14 protein-coding genes are annotated in these 18,194 nt (G+C 69.2%); 5 read left to right on the forward strand and 9 right to left on the reverse strand.

Translation table 11 applies throughout. The annotated features are described in order from the left end of the window. Nucleotides 1–10 precede the first annotated feature (10 nt). Nucleotides 11–676 carry a GAP family protein gene (locus tag K340_RS0115630; protein ID WP_029137397.1) on the forward strand — a complete coding sequence of 222 codons (666 nt, stop codon included), beginning with the start codon at nt 11–13 and terminating at the stop codon, nt 674–676. Nucleotides 677–820: 144 nt separating this feature from the next. Continuing rightward, nucleotides 821–1,201: a DUF427 domain-containing protein gene (locus K340_RS0115635; RefSeq protein ID WP_029137398.1), complete on the forward strand. Its 381-nt coding sequence runs from the start codon at nt 821–823 to the stop codon at nt 1,199–1,201. A gap of 16 nt (nt 1,202–1,217) precedes the next feature. Here the strand turns inward: K340_RS0115635 and K340_RS0115640 are convergent, their stop codons facing one another. From K340_RS0115640 to K340_RS30555, 3 genes are all read right to left on the reverse strand, one after another. After that, entirely contained in the window at nt 1,218–2,327 is a 1,110-nt protein-coding gene (locus K340_RS0115640; RefSeq protein WP_037365045.1) for a class I SAM-dependent methyltransferase, read from the reverse strand. A 140-nt stretch (nt 2,328–2,467) separates the two neighbouring features. Next, nucleotides 2,468–5,422 carry an ATP-binding protein gene (locus K340_RS0115645; protein ID WP_161632116.1) on the reverse strand — a complete coding sequence of 985 codons (2,955 nt, stop codon included), beginning with the start codon at nt 5,420–5,422 and terminating at the stop codon, nt 2,468–2,470. 88 nt (nt 5,423–5,510) lie between these two features. Further along, nucleotides 5,511–6,698, reverse strand: coding sequence for an ROK family transcriptional regulator (locus K340_RS30555; RefSeq protein ID WP_161632117.1), 1,188 nt, complete (start codon nt 6,696–6,698; stop codon nt 5,511–5,513). A 270-nt stretch (nt 6,699–6,968) separates the two neighbouring features. Here K340_RS30555 and K340_RS30560 point away from each other — a divergent pair, with 270 nt between their 5' ends. Next, on the forward strand, nt 6,969–9,563 hold the full coding sequence (locus tag K340_RS30560; protein ID WP_051266499.1) for a glycoside hydrolase family 3 C-terminal domain-containing protein: 2,595 nt from the start codon (nt 6,969–6,971) through the stop codon (nt 9,561–9,563). 103 nt (nt 9,564–9,666) lie between these two features. On the opposite strand, the gene K340_RS0115660 is transcribed toward K340_RS30560, so the two are convergent. Genes K340_RS0115660 through K340_RS0115670 form a run of 3 tightly spaced genes read right to left on the reverse strand, consistent with a single transcriptional unit; the run spans nt 9,667 to nt 12,967 of the window. Then, nucleotides 9,667–10,479, reverse strand: coding sequence for an ABC transporter permease subunit (locus K340_RS0115660; RefSeq protein WP_051266501.1), 813 nt, complete (start codon nt 10,477–10,479; stop codon nt 9,667–9,669). After that, nucleotides 10,476–12,038 carry an ABC transporter permease subunit gene (locus tag K340_RS0115665; protein ID WP_037365047.1) on the reverse strand — a complete coding sequence of 521 codons (1,563 nt, stop codon included), beginning with the start codon at nt 12,036–12,038 and terminating at the stop codon, nt 10,476–10,478. The genes K340_RS0115660 and K340_RS0115665 overlap by 4 nt, the downstream gene beginning before the upstream one ends. Further along, nucleotides 12,035–12,967, reverse strand: coding sequence for an ABC transporter ATP-binding protein (locus K340_RS0115670; RefSeq protein ID WP_029137403.1), 933 nt, complete (start codon nt 12,965–12,967; stop codon nt 12,035–12,037). The genes K340_RS0115665 and K340_RS0115670 overlap by 4 nt, the downstream gene beginning before the upstream one ends. 163 nt (nt 12,968–13,130) lie before the next feature. Between K340_RS0115670 and K340_RS0115675 the strand changes: the two genes are divergently transcribed. Both K340_RS0115675 and K340_RS0115680 read left to right on the forward strand, forming a co-directional pair. Beyond that, nucleotides 13,131–14,336, forward strand: a complete 1,206-nt coding sequence (locus tag K340_RS0115675) for a sensor histidine kinase (protein WP_211229468.1) — start codon at nt 13,131–13,133, stop codon at nt 14,334–14,336. 68 nt (nt 14,337–14,404) lie between these two features. Continuing rightward, nucleotides 14,405–15,031 carry a response regulator gene (locus K340_RS0115680; protein ID WP_407662233.1) on the forward strand — a complete coding sequence of 209 codons (627 nt, stop codon included), beginning with the start codon at nt 14,405–14,407 and terminating at the stop codon, nt 15,029–15,031. Nucleotides 15,032–15,065: 34 nt separating this feature from the next. Here the strand turns inward: K340_RS0115680 and K340_RS30565 are convergent, their stop codons facing one another. Genes K340_RS30565 through K340_RS0115695 form a run of 3 tightly spaced genes read right to left on the reverse strand, consistent with a single transcriptional unit; the run spans nt 15,066 to nt 18,126 of the window. Beyond that, nucleotides 15,066–15,926, reverse strand: coding sequence for a citryl-CoA lyase (locus K340_RS30565; protein ID WP_051266502.1), 861 nt, complete (start codon nt 15,924–15,926; stop codon nt 15,066–15,068). 7 nt (nt 15,927–15,933) lie between these two features. After that, a complete protein-coding gene (locus K340_RS0115690; RefSeq protein WP_322786035.1) occupies nt 15,934–17,163 on the reverse strand; it encodes a CaiB/BaiF CoA transferase family protein in 1,230 nt (409 codons plus the stop codon). A gap of 30 nt (nt 17,164–17,193) precedes the next feature. Further along, on the reverse strand, nt 17,194–18,126 hold the full coding sequence (locus K340_RS0115695) for an IclR family transcriptional regulator (protein WP_211229470.1): 933 nt from the start codon (nt 18,124–18,126) through the stop codon (nt 17,194–17,196). Between the last annotated feature and the right edge of the window lie 68 nt (nt 18,127–18,194).

Below are 18,194 nucleotides of genomic sequence, written 5' to 3' on the forward strand. Positions count from 1 at the left end.
GAGATGCGCGGTGTTGACGGCGATCGGGCAGTCGATGCCGGTCGCTGCGGGTCTGCTGTTGGCGAATGTGCCGATGGTGATCGTGGCGCTGATTCTGGTGATCCGGTGTTCCCGGGCGGTGATCACGTCGTTCCTGATCGGGTGGATGCTCGGTCTGGCCGGCGTGGCCGCGGTGCTGATCGCGTTGGCCGATCTGGTGACGTTGGCGAGCCAGCCGGCTTGGTGGGCCGGCTATCTGAAGATCGTTCTGGGGGCGGCGCTGATCGTCCTCGCGGTCCGCAAGTGGTTGCGGCGCACGCCGTCCGGCACCGAACCGACGGTGCCCAAGTGGATGGCGAAGCTCGATGGCACCACTGCTGCGGGGGGACTGCGGCTCGGGTTCCTGCTGGCAGCGGTCAACCCGAAGAACATCGTTTTCCTGGCTGCCGGTGCCGCCATCATCGCCGATGCCACCCCGAGGGTCGCCGAGCAGGCGGTCGCCGTTGTGGTGTTCGTGCTGATCGCCAGCCTCGGGGTCGCCGGCCCGGTGATCGCCCAGATGTCGCTCGGCGAACGGGCGGAGTCCGCACTCGCGGCCGCCGACCAGTGGTTGACCAGGAACACCGACGTCATCATGGCGGTGGTGCTGTTCCTGATCGGCCTGATGGTCGCCGGCAACGGGCTGGCAGAACTGTGATCGGCCGGAGCTGATCGAGATTCGGCGCCCGGCCCGGCGATCGACGGACCCGGGAATGTCTGACGACTGTCAGCGTTGGCACCGTTGAGGGTGTCGGCGCTTCGCGTCGGGCACTCGGCCCGTCACCGATCGAAGGAGCACGGAATGACCGAAAAACCTGTCCTCGAACCGGGTCCCGACCATCCGATCACTCTGCTGGCGAACCCGAACAGGGTCGTCGTGCGGGTGGCCGGTGAGGTGGTGGCCGACACCCGCCGAGCGGTGACCCTGCAGGAATCGTCATACCCGGCGGTGCAGTACATTCCGCTCGCCGATGTCGACCGGACCCGGCTGCAGCGGTCCGAGACCACCAGTTATTGCCCCTACAAGGGCGAGGCCGGGTACTACTCGATCCCGGCCGGCGGCGACCGTGCGGTGGATGCGGTGTGGGAGTACACCGATCCGTACCCGGCTGTCGCGCAGATTGCCGAACACGTGGCGTTCTACCCGGACCGGGTCGACGGGATCGAGCAGCAGGCCGGCTGACCGCCTCGCTGCCGGGTTATCCCTGCAGCCGGTAGAACCTGAACATCGGATGCTCGATGTCGAGTTCGCTGATGTCGGTGAAGCCGGCCTCCCGGGCATAGCGGCGCAGTGTGTCCGGTCGCATCACGGTACCGGTTGCCGCCGACGGTTGCTCGGCCATCCCCACCGGCAGGCAGTGCAAGACGCTGGCGCCGTAGAAGAACCGCTCGAGCGGATCGCCCGGCGCGGTGAACCGGTCGCCGACCCGCTCGTCCATCACGATCACCGGTCCGCCCGCCGTCAGCCGTCGCGCGACCTGGAGGGCCTCGACCGGCCGGGCCAGGTCGTGCAGCATCTCGAAGCAGAACGCGACGTCGTAGCGGTCGTCAGCGGGCAGGCCGGCGACGTCGGCCACCTCGAACTGCACACGGTCGGCGGCGCCCGCCTCGGCGGCGTGCCGGCGCGCCGCCGCGATGGACGCGTCGTCGAGATCGAAGCCGGCAACCGTGGCGGTGGGGTATCCGGCCGCGATGGCGATCGCCGCCCAACCTTCGCCGCAGCCGAACTCGATCGCGCGACCGCCGTCCCGCAGTCGCGCGTGGACGTCGGGGATCGCCGGGATCCATTCGTCGGCCAGCAGTGTCCTGAACACCGGACGGTTGAGCGCCGCCTGGATGTCGTGGAAGCCGTAGTCGGCGTACGGCACACCGGCCCCGGTGCGGTACGCCCCGACCAGCGAGGACATCACGGGCGGGATGATCTGCGACAGGTCGGCCAGCGGCAGGACGTAGGCGGGCGATTCCGGATCCAGCAGAACTGCCTCGCAGCCGGCCGGCAGTGTGTACCGCCGGCGGTCGGACTCGTTTGCCGGATCGTCAACGGCGAGGATCCCGGCGCAGGCCTGCTGTTCCAGCCATTCGGTGGCGTACCGCGGCGCGATGCCCGCCACCCTGGCAAGGTCCGCCGCGGTCAGCGGTCCGTTGTCGGCCAGCGCGCGGTAGAGCCCGAGCCGGTCTCCGAGGTGCACGGTGGCCAGCTCGACGGCGGCCAGTCCCGCCTCGAAGATCCGGCCGGCCAGCTCTTCTGCCGCCTGTTCCGGGTCGGCCGGCGGGCCGCCGACCGGGATGGATGTGTCGACCGTGGTCATGATGCCTCCTGGTTTCGGGTGGGACAGTCATCCGGTAGGCGCGAGTCCGGGCCTCGCGATGCGAGCCGGCCGGAAATTCGGCCGGCGCTTTCCTGGTCGGCGCTTGTCGGTCGGGCTCCCGACGGGCGGAACTCCCATGGTCAGAATTCCCATGGAACTGGGCGTTCCGGCCGATAGCTGCAGAACGTTCCGGTCCGGACCGCCGTCTGCAGATGACGTCCGACTTCTGGGTGCAGCGCCGAGAGGTGCCGGATCGCCGTGTGGATCCGGAATCTGACGGTCTTGCGCATGCGCTCCGTGGCCGACGAGGCGACCCTCGGTCGGCCGCCCAGTCCGGTCACCGCCCCCAGCTCGTCGATCAGAGCCGCGCGCTCGACCCGATATCGCTCGCTGCGAACGGGATCGGCGTCGGCATCGGCCTGCTGGAGCTGCTCCTGCAGATCGGCCAGCCGGCGTCGGTAGTCGGCGATGGCCCGGCGATCGGCCAGCGGGCCGGCATCGGAGCGGTCCGGGGCTGCACCGACCAGCTCGGCCACGTGGATCTCGCGTCCCGGTGCGCGCAACAGCGCCGCGAGATCGTGCAGGCCCTTGGCGTCCTTGACCTGGACCCGCCGTCCGGCGTAGTCGATCAGCCAGGCGTCGCCCTCGCAGCGGAACACGGATGCCGGCACCGGTGACCCCGCATCCGGCAGCCGCCGCGGGACGATCGGCTCGATCAGCAGCCCGAGCCGATCGAGCAGGTCACCGACCCGACCCCAGCAGGCCGCACCGATCCCGTCGATGACGAACAGCCTGCGGTACGGCTGCAACTGACGGTGAACCGCGGCGGCGGCCGCGCGGTGCCCGGTCCGCACCGCAGCCTCGCCGGCCACCCACATGGCCCCCAGCCATTCCGAGTCCATCGGTCGTGCCATCCGGCCGTCGCCGATCAGCCCGTCCAGCAGGTCCCGCGCCTCGTCGTCCGGCGCGCACGGGATCCGCAGCACCGCATGGTCGACGGCCGAGAACGTCGGCAGTCTTGCGTCGTTCAGGGCCGTGGTGAACACCTGCCAGGCCTCGTCCCGCAGGCCCAGTTGCAGCAGCCGGTCGTAGTGCTGGCTCGCCGTCAGCAGCAGTCCGTTGACGCTGCCGGCCCGGTCCGCCATGGCCGCAGCCCGGCAGGTCAGCTCCGCCGACAGTTCATAGCGACCCTGCATCAGTGCCCGCATGGCCCGCCACAGCGGTGGGTAGAAGCCGAAACGGTCCTGGCGCAACGGTTCACCCGCCACGGCATAGGCGTTGATCTCCCGGTCGACGGCCGGCCAGTCACCGGATTCGGCGAGCGCGACCAGCCGCAGGCGGCGGCCCAACAACTCGGTCTGACGATCGCCGACGGACCGCCCGACATCGGCCACTTCGGTGGCCGCGGCGAGCCGGGCCGCCACGTCGTCCGGACCGGCGATCGCATCGCACAAGGCGGCCAAAGCGCCCGCCAACGAAGGCGAATCGCCGATCCGGCGAGCCATCGCCACCGCCTGCTCGGCGAGCTCCCGGCGGCGCGGGATCGACTCGGCGTGGGTGAGGGCCACGGACAGCCGGGCCAGCAGCGCGACCCGGATCGAGGAGTCCAGCTCGTCCAACATGTTCAGCGCTGAGCGCAGCAGATCGATCTGCTCGGCGTCCAGCCAGCCCACTTCGAAACCGACCGGCCCGCCGGCATAGCCGAGCGCCGCGTGGGCGAAGCTGTTGGCGTCGCCGGAGTCTCGGGCCGATCGGGCCGCATCGCGGAAAGCGGTCCTGGCGCCGACCGGATCGCCCGCAGCCGCGCATGCGTCCCCGAGCCGGATCAGCAGGGCGTCGCGGTCGACGACCTCCGGTGCGCGGGGCAGCAGCGCGAGGGCGTCGGTCAGATGCCGGACGGCCGCGTCGTTGGCCACCGTCGCGGTAGCCGCCTCGGCTGCGGCGATGGCCGCTTCGACCGCCGGTGCGGCAGGCCCGCCGAGTTCGGCCGCGGCGGTCAGGTGCCCGGCGATCGCCGCGGCCTCCCGGTCCCGGGCACCGTTGTGTGCCGCAAGTGCCAGCGCCGCCCGCTCGTGCCGGTCGCGGCGGGAACGGTCGCCCGGTGCCGCGCGCAGTGCCTCGGCGATCAGCGCGTGCACGAACGCGACGGTGTGCGGCGCGCGTCGGCGGATCAGGCCGGCATCGATCGCCTGCCGTACTGCTTCGTCCCACGATGCCGCATCCTTTCCTGCCACCGCGGCGGCCACCGCTTCGTCCGCCTCGTTCCCGAGAATCGCTACCGCACTGAGGATCTCGACCACGGACGACGACAACCGGGCCAACCGGCGATCGAGTACCAGGCGTACCGATGTCGGCAGCGCCATCGGCAATCCAGCAGCGCGCAGTGATCCCTCGGCCCGGAGCAGCCGGACGATCTCGCCCGCGAAAAACGGGTTGCCGGAGGTCCGCTGGTGCAGGGTGGCGAGCTGTTGTGGTGGCAGTTGCACGCCGGTCAACCCGAGGATCGCCCGGTCCAGGGCCGGACGGTCCAGGCCGCGCAGCACCAGCCGCCGGTCGGGATGTACCGAGAAGGTCAGTTCCGCATCATCGAGTTCGTCGTCCCGGTAGGTGCCGATGAGCAGCACCGGTAGGGCGACGACGTCGACGGCCAGATAACCGAGCAGGGCGATGGTGTCGCGATCCGCCCAGTGCAGGTCGTCCAGCACCACCAGCCAGGGACGGGTGCCCGCCTGCCGCAACCGCCGGGACGCTGCGGCGAACAGGCCCGATCGGTCGGCGGCGGCGGGAACCGTCCCGGCTGCGCGCGCCGCCGCCGGCTGCTCGGCGATCAGCGGCAGATCCTTGGCACCACCGGTCAGGGTGGACAGAATCGTCGCCCACGGGCCGAACGCAGGCCCGTCGGCTGGCCGGCAGCCACCCCTGGCAATCGCGAAACCGTTGCGGGTCAAGCGGTCCGCGAGCTCCACCGTCAGTCGGGTCTTGCCGATGCCGGCCTCGCCGCCGATCAGCGCGACGGAACCGTGCCCGCGCGCGGCCTCGTCGGCCGCCGCCAACAGCTCGGCGAGCTCCGGATCGCGACCGACGAACGGCGTCACCCCGTCATTGTCGCGCCGATCCGGACTGTTGGATACGCCCTGGGCGCGGGCGGTGTCCCGCCCGGCCCCCGACCGGCCGGTGCGGACGTCAGCCTGTGGTTGTTGCCAGCTGGGCATCCCTGGCGATCAACAGGCTGCCCATCAGCTCGGCCCGAATACCCAGAGCTGCCGGATGGACGTGGACCTGGTTGTCCCGTCCTGGCTGCGCCAGCCGTTGAACCGACTCATCCAATCCGGCGATGAATTCCGGCCCGGCAAGTACCAGCTCGCCGCCGATCACCAAGGCGGCCGGGTCGAGCAGCGCGCACAGGTTGGCCAACACCATGCCGAGGGTGCGCCCGGACTCGGCGAGTACCTTCCGGGCGACCGGGTGCGCGGCGAGCTCCGGCAGGTTCTCCCGAAGATCGGGAACGCCGGGATACAGGTTGCCGATCTGCTCGAGTACCTGACCGACCGACACCACCGTCTCCAGGCATCCACGATTCCCACATCGACACCAGGCGCCGTCCGCCCGCAATTGGGTGTGGCCGATCTCCCCGGCGGCGCCGGCATGGCCCCGCAGCACCTGCCCGTTGATCACCACGCAGGCGCCGACGCCACCGGAGGCCTTCACGTAGATGAAGTTCTGGTACGACACGGCCGCGCCGGCATGCAGTTCGGCGATCGCGCCGAGGTTCGCGTCGTTGTCGATGACCACGCTCAGCCCGGTGCGCAGGCCGAGTTCCTCCACCAGGTCCACCCCGGACCAGTTCCGCAGGATCGTCGGCGAGGACACCATCCGGCGAGCCGCGTCCAACGGGCCGGGAACCCCGACACCGCAGATCGTCGGCTGTTCGGCGGCGGCGAGCCCGGCCCCGTCGATCAGGTCGGCGACGAGCTCGGCCGCCGCGCCCATCGCGGCATTGGCATCGTCGTCCACCGGAAACGGTGTCCGATCCTCGGCCCGCACCGTCAGGTCCAGGTCGGCGATGGCCACGGCGATGTGGTCGTGGCCGAAGTCGATCCCGACGACGGTGCCGCCGGGATACCGGGCAACCAGTCGTCGGCCCGGCCGGCCGCGGCCGCCGTCGGACTGCCCTGGCTCCTCGCCGATCACCCCCATGGCCAACAGGTGGTCGACCGCCTTCACCACCGCTGACCGGCTGAGCCCGAGTGCCCGTTCGAGCTCGGCCCGGGACACCGCCGGACCGCTGCGCAGCACGGCCAGCACACCGGCTTGAGCGAGCCGGTGGGAGCGGGCAGATGAGCTTTCCCGGCCGCCTTCCTCGAGGTCCATACCCCGAACTCTAAGTGAGAGGCTTTTGTTGTCAAGACGCAAAATTGACGCCCGACTGTGCCAAAGAAAACAAGTTGCTTGAAGCATTGACCGGTTCGAGATTTCGGGCGTAGCGTTTATCGCACAGCGCATCTCACCGTCGGACCGACCCATCCGGTTCGACGCGATGGTCATTCCCATTTGGCGGTATCTGGGCTCACGCACGGTGAGTCCCGATCGTTGCGCGGCAATTATGCCGTGTATTAGCAGAATGAGTCCTGGGAGGGACAGATGCAGGTCAATCGCAGAGCACTGTTGAAACTCACCGGCGCCGGCGCCGTCGCGGCCGGCGTGGCCACCGTCAGCCCGGCAGCGGCCACCGCCGCCGTGACCGGCAGCAGGCCGGCGACGCCGAGCGCGCCGGCCGGCCTTGGGGGTGACGTCACCTCGCCGCCGGTGGTCCAACCCGGATCTGCTGTGGCGATCGCGAAGGCCCGCCGGCTGGTGGCCCAGATGACGTTGGACGAGAAGATCGTGTTCTGCCACGGGGCGCCGGCGACCCAGGGTTTCACCGGCAGCATCCCGGCCAATACCCGGCTCAACATCCCTGCACTGCGGATGGCCGACGGACCCAGCGGTGTCGGCAACGGATCGGTAGGGGTCACCCAGTGGCCCGACTCGAAATCGCTGGCCGCGACCTGGGATGTCGCCGCCGCCACCGCCTATGGCCGGGCGTACGGCGCCGAGCAGGCCGGGAAAGGGCACAACTTCGCGCTGGCCCCGTGCATCAACATTCTGCGGTTGCCGTATTGGGGCCGGTCATTCGAGACCTACACCGAGGACCCATATCTCAATGGTGAGCTGGCGGCCAACACGATCAGCGGCATCCAGTCCAACTACGTGATCGCGACCGTCAAGCACTTCGCGGCCAACAATCAGGAGACCCTGCGCAACTCGATCGACGTCGTCGTTTCGCAGCGGGCGCTGCAGGAGTTGTACTTCCCCGGCTTCCGGGCCGCCGTGCAGCACGGCGGCGTCGGCGCGGTGATGACGTCCTACAACAAGGTCAACGGGACCTGGGCCAGCGAGAACCGCGGCAACGTGCAGGAAACCTTGCGGGAGACGTGGGGTTTCGACGGCATCACCATGTCGGACTGGGGCGGAACGCACAGTACGGTGCAGACCGCGAAGGCGGGTTCCGACATCGAGATGCCGCGCGACAGCTATCTCGGTGACGCGCTGAAGGCGGCCGTGCTGGACGGTTCCGTCAGCGAGGACACCGTCGACTCGATGGTGGTACATGTGCTCACCGCCATGTTCAGGGTCGGCCTGTTCGACCATCCGCTTCCCGACCCGACAACCGTGGTGGACAAGGTGGTCAGTTCACCGGAGCATCTCGAACTCGCCCGCAAGCTGTCGGTCGAAGGCAGCGTCCTGCTCAGGAACCGGGGCGGCGCGCTGCCGTTCCGTCGGCCGAGATCGATCGCGGTCATCGGTGACGCGGCAGATGCCGGAGCACAGACGCACGGCGGCGGATCCGGCAGTGTCAACGCCAACGGCACCGTCGTCACCCCCTTGGCGGGCATCACCGCCAGGGCCGGCCGGATTCCGGTCAGCTACAGCCAGGGCACCCTCGGTATCCAGGCGCTGCCGATCGTCCCGGCCTCGGCGTTCGGCAGCGGCCTGACCGCGACGTACTACGCCTCAACGGATCTCAGTGGAACTCCGCTGGCAACCGAGACCGTGCCGAACCTGGACATCCGGAGCACCCCGGCTCCGGTGGCCGCGGAGACGGATGGGTGGTCGGCGAGTTACGTGGGTACGTTCACCGCCGAAACCGCCGGCGGGTACCGCTTCTCGCTGCAGGCCGGCGGCGTCACCACCCTCACCATCGACGGGCAGCTGTTGCTCACCTTCCGCACCGGCGCCGAGTCGGTGCAGAATGCGCTGGTGACCCTCACCGCCGGGGCACACGACTTCGCCATCAGCTACGTCTCGGCGACGCCGGTCCCCGGCGGTCGGGTGCCGCGCACCTCGTTGCACCTGGGATATCAGGTCGGCTATGACGAACTGCACGCGGCAGCGGCCGCGGCCGCTGCCGCGGCAGACGTGGCTGTGGTGGTCGTCGCGGACATCACCAGTGAGGGGATGGACCGTTCGACGTTGAGTCTGCCGGCCGATCAGGACGCACTGATCAGCGCCGTCGCAGCGGCGAATCCGCGGACGGTGGTGGTGCTGAACACCTCCGGCGCGGTGCTGATGCCGTGGCTGACGGACGTCGACGGCGTGATCGCCAACTGGTATGCCGGGCAGGAACAGGGGAATGCGATCGCCGAGATGTTGTTCGGTGACAAGGAACCCGGCGGTCGGCTGCCGGAGACCTTCCCGGCGTCCGACGACCAAGGGCCGGCGAAGACCACCGTCGAGTTCCCCGGCGATGGGGTGCAGGTCTATTACGACGAGGATCTGGCGATCGGTTACCGCTGGCACACCAGCTCCGGTGAGAAACCGCTGTTCCCCTTCGGGTTCGGGCTCTCGTACACCACGTTCCTGACGACCAGGCTGCGCCTGTCGACGACGAAGTCCGGTCTGCGGGCATCGGTCGAGGTCCGCAACACCGGTCGCCGAACGGGATCCGAGGTGGTTCAGCTGTATGTCACCATGCCCGAGGCGGCCGGCGAACCCTCGCACCAGCTGAAGGCGTTCTCGAAGGTCACGTTGCATGCCGGGAAGAGCACCACGGTGCACCTTGACGTTCCCCGGGAATCGCTGGCCGTTTGGCAGAACTCCGGCAACGGCTGGGTGGTGCTGCCCGGGGTCTACGGCGTCGAGGTCGGGAACTCGTCGACGAATCTGCCGCTCCGGAGCCAGATCCGGGTCAGGTAGCCGGACAGATGCGGGGCGCCGGACGACCCTTCCGGTGCCCCGTATCCCCGGGCCCGTCATCCCATGCCGGCGAGATCGGCGGACGGAAGCACTGGCCGAGACTTCAGGCGTCCCGGACGGTGAACACCGACCAGCCGATCAGCAGTGCCGCCGCCGCCCAGGCGGCCAGCACGCCGAGGCCGGACCATGGGCCGATCGGCATCTGGTCGAGCCCGACGGTGTCCTGGATCGCCAGGCCCGCATTCATCGGCGCAATCTGCTGAAGGTGCCGGTGCCAGTCGGGATTGGTGACCAGACCGACCATGATCGGGAACAGGTAGAGCAGACCGAGCACGATGCCGATAGCGGTTGCCGCATCCCGGACCGCGGTCGCGACGCCCAGGCTGAGCAGCGCCACCAGGGCGAGGTAGAGCACCGAGCCGAGTACTGCCCGCAGGGTCGGGCCATCTCCGAGACCTAGCAGCTGGGTGCCGTGCTCGGCGGTGAAGCCGTTGCCGGGCAACAGGAGGCGGCCGGTCAGCCAGGATCCGAGCGCCGCCGGTATCCCGGCGGCGAGCACCACAGCCGTCAGTAGCGCGGCCTTGGCTGCCAGCACGGTGGTCCGGCCCGTGGTGGCGGTCAGGGTGCTGCGAATCATCCCGGAGCCGTACTCGCCGCCGACCATCAGCACCGCGAAGATCGCGATCGTCGCCTGCCCGAGGGCGAAGCCGGCGAGACCGGACCGGGCCGGATCCTGCTGGCAACCGGCCGACCCGCAGCTGACGGCGCCGGCGATGCCCGCGCTCAGCCCGACGGTCAGCAGCACGGTCAGGATCAGCAACGTCGCCGGCCCGGGGACCGTGCGCAGCTTCGTCCATTCGGAGTGCAGCGCCCGAAGTAGTTCCGGGCCCGGCCGGCTGCCGGTCGCGGCCGTCATGCCGCGGCGTCGCGTCGTCGCAGCGAGACGGCGGCGAGCGCCAGCGCCAGCGCCGTCCACCCGCAGAGCACCGCGAAACCGCCCAAGGGGGACAGCGGGAAGTAGCCGCTGGACGGCAGGTAGGTGGCGTCCACCTGCTGGTAGACCGGGGTGGACTGCTGGATGGCGAACCCGGCCGCCGGCGTCACCCGCAGCAGCCACTGCGCCGCGCCGCTGGGCAGCACCGAGGCAACCGCCAGGACGTACGGCAGTACGACCAGCACGACCGTGATGGTGACCGCACCGACGGCCCGCCGCAGCAGGGTGCCGACGGCCAGTGCGAACACGGAGGAGACCGCCAGCAGCGCAGCGGTTCCGGCGATCACCCGTAGGTCCGTCTGCCAGGAGACCGGCATCACGTTCACGCCGTTGGCGCGGCGGATCGCTCCGACGATCCAGAAGGTCAGCGCCGAAGTGATCACCCCGACGACGAAGGTGACGACGCCGATCACCAGGGCCTTGGCGGCCAACAGCTGTCCGCGTTGTGGTCGGGCGGCGAGGGTGGTGCGGATCAGACCCCTGCGGTACTCGGAGGTGATGAACACCGAACCGAGCACCATCACCACGATCAGCCCGGCGAACACCCCGGCAAGGCTGCGCTCGACGGTGTTGCCCTCCGGGCCGGCGACAGCGGGGGCGATGTCGCCGGAGCCGGTGATCGTGAACGTCCCGTTCGCCTCGGTGAAGCCGGCGTTCGGGGTCGGGCCCGGGCCACCGTCGTCACCACCCACTTGGGTGTCCGCCCAGTCACCGGCCCCACCGTTGACGGCCACGTTGTCGAAGGCAGCGATCGCCTGGCTGGCCTCGGAGTTGGTCTCCGTTCCGCCGAACCGCTGCACCGTGACTGTGTGATCGGGCGAGGTGACGAACATGCCGATCTGCACGGTGCCAGGGAACGGGATGGTCGCCGTCCCGACCGCGTTCCAGCTGACGCCGTCCGCCGAGTCGTAACCGGCGATGGTGTCGCCGCTGCGGGTCAACCGCAGCCAGCGCGGTGCCGTCGAGGGCGCCGCCGCGTCGCCCGTGGTGCCGGCCGCGTCGGCGGTGAAGTCGTACTGCCAGCGCACCCCGTGCCCGCCGGTCAGCATGACCGCGGCGTACCGCGAACCCTCGGTGAGATCGGCCTTGACGATCAGTCCGGCCTTTGCCCACGGCTCCGGAGCCGCACCGTCACCGGTCAACGACGAGACCCGCGCGGTGACGGTGCCGTCGCCGGGGAGATCCTGGTGGACGAAAGTGAACCGATCGGTCACCGACTGGCCGTTCGGGCCGACGGGTGGGATGTGAACAGCGCAGGGCTGTCCGTCCGGTCCGGCGCACTCCCGCTTGCTGCCGGTCGCGGAGAGCGCGCCCACTGCGAAGGTAACCAGACCGGCGACCAGCAGGGCGACCAACCAGCCGCGGACGGTCCGGAACTTGGTCCACTCCGACTTCAGCAGCGCGCCGAAGCCGGCCCGGCCGGCCGGAGCTGCCGAGCGGAATGGCGCGTCCAGCATGGCCTCGTCCGATGGCCGGGTCATGACGCCGATTCCTGGGTCGCGGCCGCGACGAATTCGACGGAATCCCTGGTGAGTTCCATGTACGCCTCTTCCAGACTGGCGCGGTGCGCGCTCACCTCGGCGAACGGCACGGAGTTGCGGGTCAGCACGGCCACGATGGCCTCGGCGGCCAGCCCGGAGACGGTCAACGTCCCGGCGTCGGAGCTGCTGACCGTCGCGCCGGCCCCGGCGAGCACGGCTGTCGCCTCCGACCTGGCAGCGGTGCGCACGGTGACCCGGCCGCCGGAGGCCTCGCCGATCAGCTCAGCGACACTGGTGTCCGCGACCAGCCGCCCCCGGCCGATCACCACCAGATGCGTTGCGGTGTCCTGTAATTCGCTCATCAGATGGCTGGACACGAGTACCCCGCGACCCTGTCCGGCCAGCGACCGCAGCAGTCCGCGCATCCAGACGATGCCCTCCGGGTCGAGCCCGTTGAACGGTTCGTCCAGCATCAGCACCGGCGGATCGCCGAGCATGGCCGCGGCCAGGCCGAGTCGCTGTCGCATGCCCAGCGAGTAGCCGCCGGCCCGGCGCCTGGCCGCGGTCTGCAGGCCCGCCTGCTCGATCACCTCGTCGACCCGCCGGACGCCAAGGCCCTGCGAATGCGCCAGCCACAGCAGATGGTTGCGACCGGTGCGACTCGGCTGCAGCGCGGCTGCGTCCAGCAACGAGCCGAGGTGGGTCAGCGGTCGGTGCAGGCTCCGGTACGGTCGCCCGGTCACCAACGCGGTGCCCTCGTCGACCGCGTCCAGCCCGAGGATCACCCGCATGGTGGTCGATTTGCCGGCACCGTTCGGCCCGACGAAGCCGGTGATCTGGCCGGGCCGGACAGCGAACGTCAGCCCGTCCAGTGCCTGGGTCGAGCCGAATCGTTTGCGCAGCCCGATGACTTCGATACTGGGTTCCATTCCGACAACGCTAGGCAGCCGGGCCGGCCCGGTCGTCACCCCTGGGAGCCATCTTTCGGTCACTGCCGCGAGCGACCAGGGTGCCCGGGCGGCTCGGGCGCGGGCGGGGTTGTCCCTGACGCGAGGGACGCGGATCGGCGCCGGAACCGACAGAATGACCATCATGGACGCTGCGCCCGGAGGCTCACTGCGGTGGGAATCGCTGTCGCACCGTGCGCCCACGATCCCGCACGCCGTTCCGATCGGTGCGGTGTTGCTGGCAATGGCCGCGGTGATCGAGGCGACCGCGCGCACCGTCGGCCCCGGGGTGCGACCGTTGTTCGTGCTGCTGGTCGCGCTGCTCGCGCTGTGCAGCACCCTGCCGTTGGCCATGCTGGCGGCGACCGGGTCGGCGGTGCTGATCGTCGGGTCGGCAGTGGTCTCGATGGTGCCGTTCGGCACCCTCACGGTGGCCAGCGTCGTCGCGCTGCTGTGCGCGATGTATCGATTGGGGCGCCGCGGATCCCGGCTGCCGGCCGGGGCACTGATCGTGCTGCTGCTGGTACCGGCGGTGCTGGCGATCGGGGTCGGTCTGGCGAACCGGGAGACCGACGTGATCGCCGTCCTGGTGGCGGCGCTGGCGCCGTCGGCCTGTTGGGTCGGCACGCTCCACCGGTCGGGCCGGCAGACCCGGCAGTACTCGGCAGATCGGGATGCGGTGCTCGACACCCTGCTGGAACACGGCGTGCGCGGCGAGCGGGCCAGGATCGCGCGCGAGCTGCACGACGTTGTGGCCCACCACATCTCGATGATCGCCGTGCAGGCCGAGACCGCCAGGCTGACGGTGCCGCAGTTACCGGCTGCCGGCGCGCAGCGGCTCTCCGCCATCGGGGATACCGCGCGGTCCGCGCTCACCGAGATGCGCCGGCTGCTCGGCGTGCTGCGCGAGGATGTCGGGACCGATGCTCCGCTGCGGCAGCCGCAGCCGGGCCTGCGGCAGCTCAACGAGTTGCTCGACGAAACCAGGGCGGCCTCCGGCTCGGGCGCCAGGCTGATCGTCGACGGCCGGCCGGACCCGCTGGACCCGGTGGTCGAGCTGGCCGCATTCCGGATCGTCCAGGAGGCACTGACCAACGCCCGGCGGCACGCCCCCGGTGCTGCCGTCGACGTCGAACTGCACTACCGGGATGACGAACTGCGGCTGCGGATCCGGGACAACGGGCCGGGCCCGGGCGCGGCCGTGGGCGGCGCACCGCAGCAGGTCGGACTCGGTCTGGCCGGTATGCGCGAACGGGCGGCTGCGGTTGGTGGCCGGTTGCGCACCGGTCCGGCAACCGGTGGTGGCTTCCTGATCGAGGCCAGGTTGCCGGCCAGGGCGGAGCGGCTGTGACCGCCGTTGCCCCGGTGCGGATCCTGGTGGCCGACGATCACCAGGTGGTTCGGGACGGGTTTGCCGGAATGCTCGACACCCAACCGGATTTCACCGTCGTCGGCGCCGCCGCCGACGGGGCGGACGCGGTGCGAAGGTCGGCGATCGTCCATCCCGACGTGGTGCTGATGGACGTCCGGATGCCGGGGGTCGATGGCATCCAGGCGACGCGTCAGCTCACCGCGGCGGACGGCGGACCGCGGGTGCTGATCCTGACCACCTTCGACCTGGACGAGTACGTGTACGACGCCCTGCAGGCGGGCGCGAGTGGCTTTCTGCTGAAAGATGTGACCGCCGAACGGCTTTTCGAGGCGGTCAGGGTGATCGCGGCCGGTGGAGCACTGCTTGCCCCGGACGTCACCCGGCGGCTGATCGCCGAATTCGCGCGGTCCCGGCCGTTGCCCGGCCCGGACCGGCGGATCTCACCCGACCAGGGGGTGGCCGCGCTGACACCGCGGGAGACCGAGGTGCTGCTGCTGGTCGCCGAAGGTCTGTCCAACCCGGAGATCGCCGGCCGACTGGTGGTGACCGAGGAAACCGTCAAGACCCACGTCAGCCGGATGCTGGGCAAGCTGGGACTGCGCGACCGCACCCAGGCCGTCATCCGCGCGTACGAGTCCGGGTTGGTGATCGCCGGTCGCCGCGACCAGCGGTGATACGAATCGGACAACGCGGCACGGAGTCAGCGCCTCAGCTCTCGGTAGGGGCGTGAGCCCCAGCGGCCTCGTCGCCGGGGTCGAGAAAGGTCGGTCGGATGGACGGTGGGATCGGGCCCTTGATCCGCCGGCCCTGCTGCGTCTCTTCCCAGGCGTGCGTCAGCACCCCGACGGCTCGCGCCAGGACGAACAGTCCTCGAGCCAGCGGCGCCGGGAACCCCAGTTCGGCGTAGATCACCGCGGTGGCAGCGTCGACGTTCATCGGAATGGGCGTACTTCGGCCCCGATTGAGCACGATCTCCACCGCTCGGGCCGCGCGCAGGTACTGCCCGCCGACCACTTCGTTGTCGACAGCGACATCGACCAGACCGAGCAAAGGGTCGCGCCGCGGGTCGACCGGATGGAATCGGTGCCCGAAGCCGGGCAGGTACCGCGAACGTTGCTGCCACCGCGCGACGACCTCCGCGGCGACACCCAACACCTGCTCGTCGGTGGCGTCACCGGCGGGGACCTCGGCGCAGATTTCGGTCAGCAGTTCCACACATTGCTGACCTGCGCCACCATGCACATCGCCGAGCAGATTGATGCCGTTTGCCACGGCGCTGTTGAGGCCGACCCCGCAGGTGGCCGTCATCCGGGCGACCGCGATGGACGGTGCGTGGGGGCCGTGGTCGACGGAGGCCACCAGGGCGGCCTCCATCAGCGCTGTCTGCTCGGGACTGGGCAGATCGCCGCGCAACATCAGCCAGATCACCGAACCGAAGCCGGCCGACCCGATGAGTTCCTGCACCGGATGGCCCCGCAGCTCTATGACGCCGGGTTCGATGCGGGAGATCGAGGTGGCCCACCAATCGGCCACCTCGTCGCGGGTTGTCGTGGATCGTTCGTCAGCCATCGCGTACTCAATTCTTTCGGTGTCCTGCCTCGGGCCGGGCATTTTTCCATCGATTCAGCAGCCCCGGTAAGCAGGCATTGTGCTCACCCAGTAATGGTGGTGGCGAGGTGGGATGCAGCGGCTCGCCGTTGTACAGCACGCCGCTGCCGAATACTCGCAGTGCCCGTCCGGATGCGTCAGGGAACGGGAGCTCACTGATGAACTGCCGATGTTTCAGCTGTTCGGAATCGACGGCCTGTGGGACGGTGAAGATCCTGGCAGCGGGCACACCATCGGCATTCAGAACGCGTTCCCACTCCAGCGCAGTTCGACTGCGTAATGCCGCATTCAGTTCGGTGTTCAGCGCGTCCCGGTTGTGTTTACGCGCTTCCCTGCCGGCGAAACGGACATCGGTGAGTAGGTCCACCCTGCCGATATGGCGGCAGAGCGTCTCGAACTGACCCTGTTGATTGGCAGCGATGTTCAACGGGCCGTCGGCCGCGTCGAAGGTACCCGACGGTGCCGCGGTGGCGTTCTGATTACCCATCGGCTCGGGAGGCAACCCGCTGATGAGGTAATTGGAGACCGCCCAGCCCATCGCGGACATCGACGCTTCCAACATGGAGACATCGAGAAAGGCGCCCAACCCGTCCCTCTGCCGGCCGTTGAGCGCCGCGGTGATGGCAAGCGCCGCAGCCAAACCGCCCAAGGTGTCGCAGATCGGAAAGCCGATCCGCAATGGCGCGGTCTCGATGCTGCCGGTGACGCTCATCATTCCGGACAGGCCCTGGATCACCTGGTCGTAAGCCGGGGCCTGGCTCATCGGTCCCTGCTGCCCGAAGCCGGTGATGGCACAGTAGACAAGTCCCGGGTTCAGTCTCTGCAGACGCGGCCAGTCGAACCCGAGTCGGGCGAGTACGCCGGCCCGGAAGTTCTCCAGCAGCACGTCGGCGTTACGGATCATCTCCTCGAATGTCGCCCGGCCGGCGGGATCCTTGAGGTCGAGTTCGATCGACTTCTTTCCGGCATTCTGGGCGAGGAACGATGCACCGATCCCGGCCCGGTTGAGCTCCTCTTCGGGGCCCAGCTGCCTGGCGAGGTCACCGTGGCGGGGCAATTCGACCTTGACGACCTCGGCGCCCAGCAACATCAATTGATAGCTGCAGTGGGGTCCGGCGAGGACGTTGGTCAGGTCGAGCACCCGGGTGCCGGTGAGGGGTCGATCGTGCATTCGCCTGCTCCTTCTGCGGTTCCGCATCAGCAGATGCGTCGCGCGCCTGGGTGAAGCTCAGATGGACGAGCCGAGAGGATGCTCGAATCCACGTTCGGACAGTCGTGAAGACACCTCGATCAGTTCGGCGGTGAACTCGACGATTCGCTCATCGGTGAATCGCACCGTCGGCCCGCTGAGCGCGATGGCTGCGACGACCGACCCCGAGCGTCCGATAATCGGTACTGCGACTGCGGACAGGCCATCCTCACGTTCGCCGTGACTGATCGCGCTGCCTTGTGCCGCGGCATCGTCGATCCATTCGCGGAGTCGTTTCACATGTGCGTCGCCGTACGGCGAGCTCCGGGCGATCCGGGCGAGCAAATGGGGTCCGGCATCACGGAGCAGCACCTTTGCCGACGCGCCTCCCCAGAGCGGTAGCTCGTCGCCGATGTGAACGACGTGACGGAGTGGCTGCGGGCTCTCCTGCTGCGCGATGCAGACCCGGTAGATGTCGCGAACCATATAGACGTTGACGGTTTCGCGCGCCCGGGACGCCAGTTCACGCATCGCCCGCTGGGTCTCCAGTGGAAGCTCCCAGCTCCGTTGGGCCAAGTAAGCCCATCGCCACAAGCCGGGCCCCGCCATATAACCACTCGATGTGGACCACAGCAATCCGCTGTGGTCCAACTCCTGGGCCAGCCGAATGGCCGTCGTCTTGGCCAGGCCGGTGACCTCGACGATGTCCCTGATGGTGATGAACGGCCGATCCTCGGTGAGGAGTGCAAGGATGTCCAGGGCGCGTTGAACACTTCGTACCCCGGTGGCCTTCTCTGCCAGGACGGCTTGATCCGCTCGTCCATTCTGCGGAGCTGCTTTCACGACGCCTCCCATGTTTCCTGTTGATTCCAGTGATGCTGCAGTACCCGGGTCAATGCTGTCCGAATACTGTTGCCGAGCGGTTCCATATCGGTAATTTTCGCGGACCCCTTGCCAGGAGGACGCCCGCAATCGTAGGTTACATCCAGTCCGTACGGCGGTCCAGTTGGACCACGCAACGGTTTCATTGGGAGAGTGAA

It is taken from the genome of Nakamurella lactea DSM 19367 (assembly GCF_000426645.1).
Classification (GTDB): domain Bacteria; phylum Actinomycetota; class Actinomycetes; order Mycobacteriales; family Nakamurellaceae; genus Nakamurella; species Nakamurella lactea.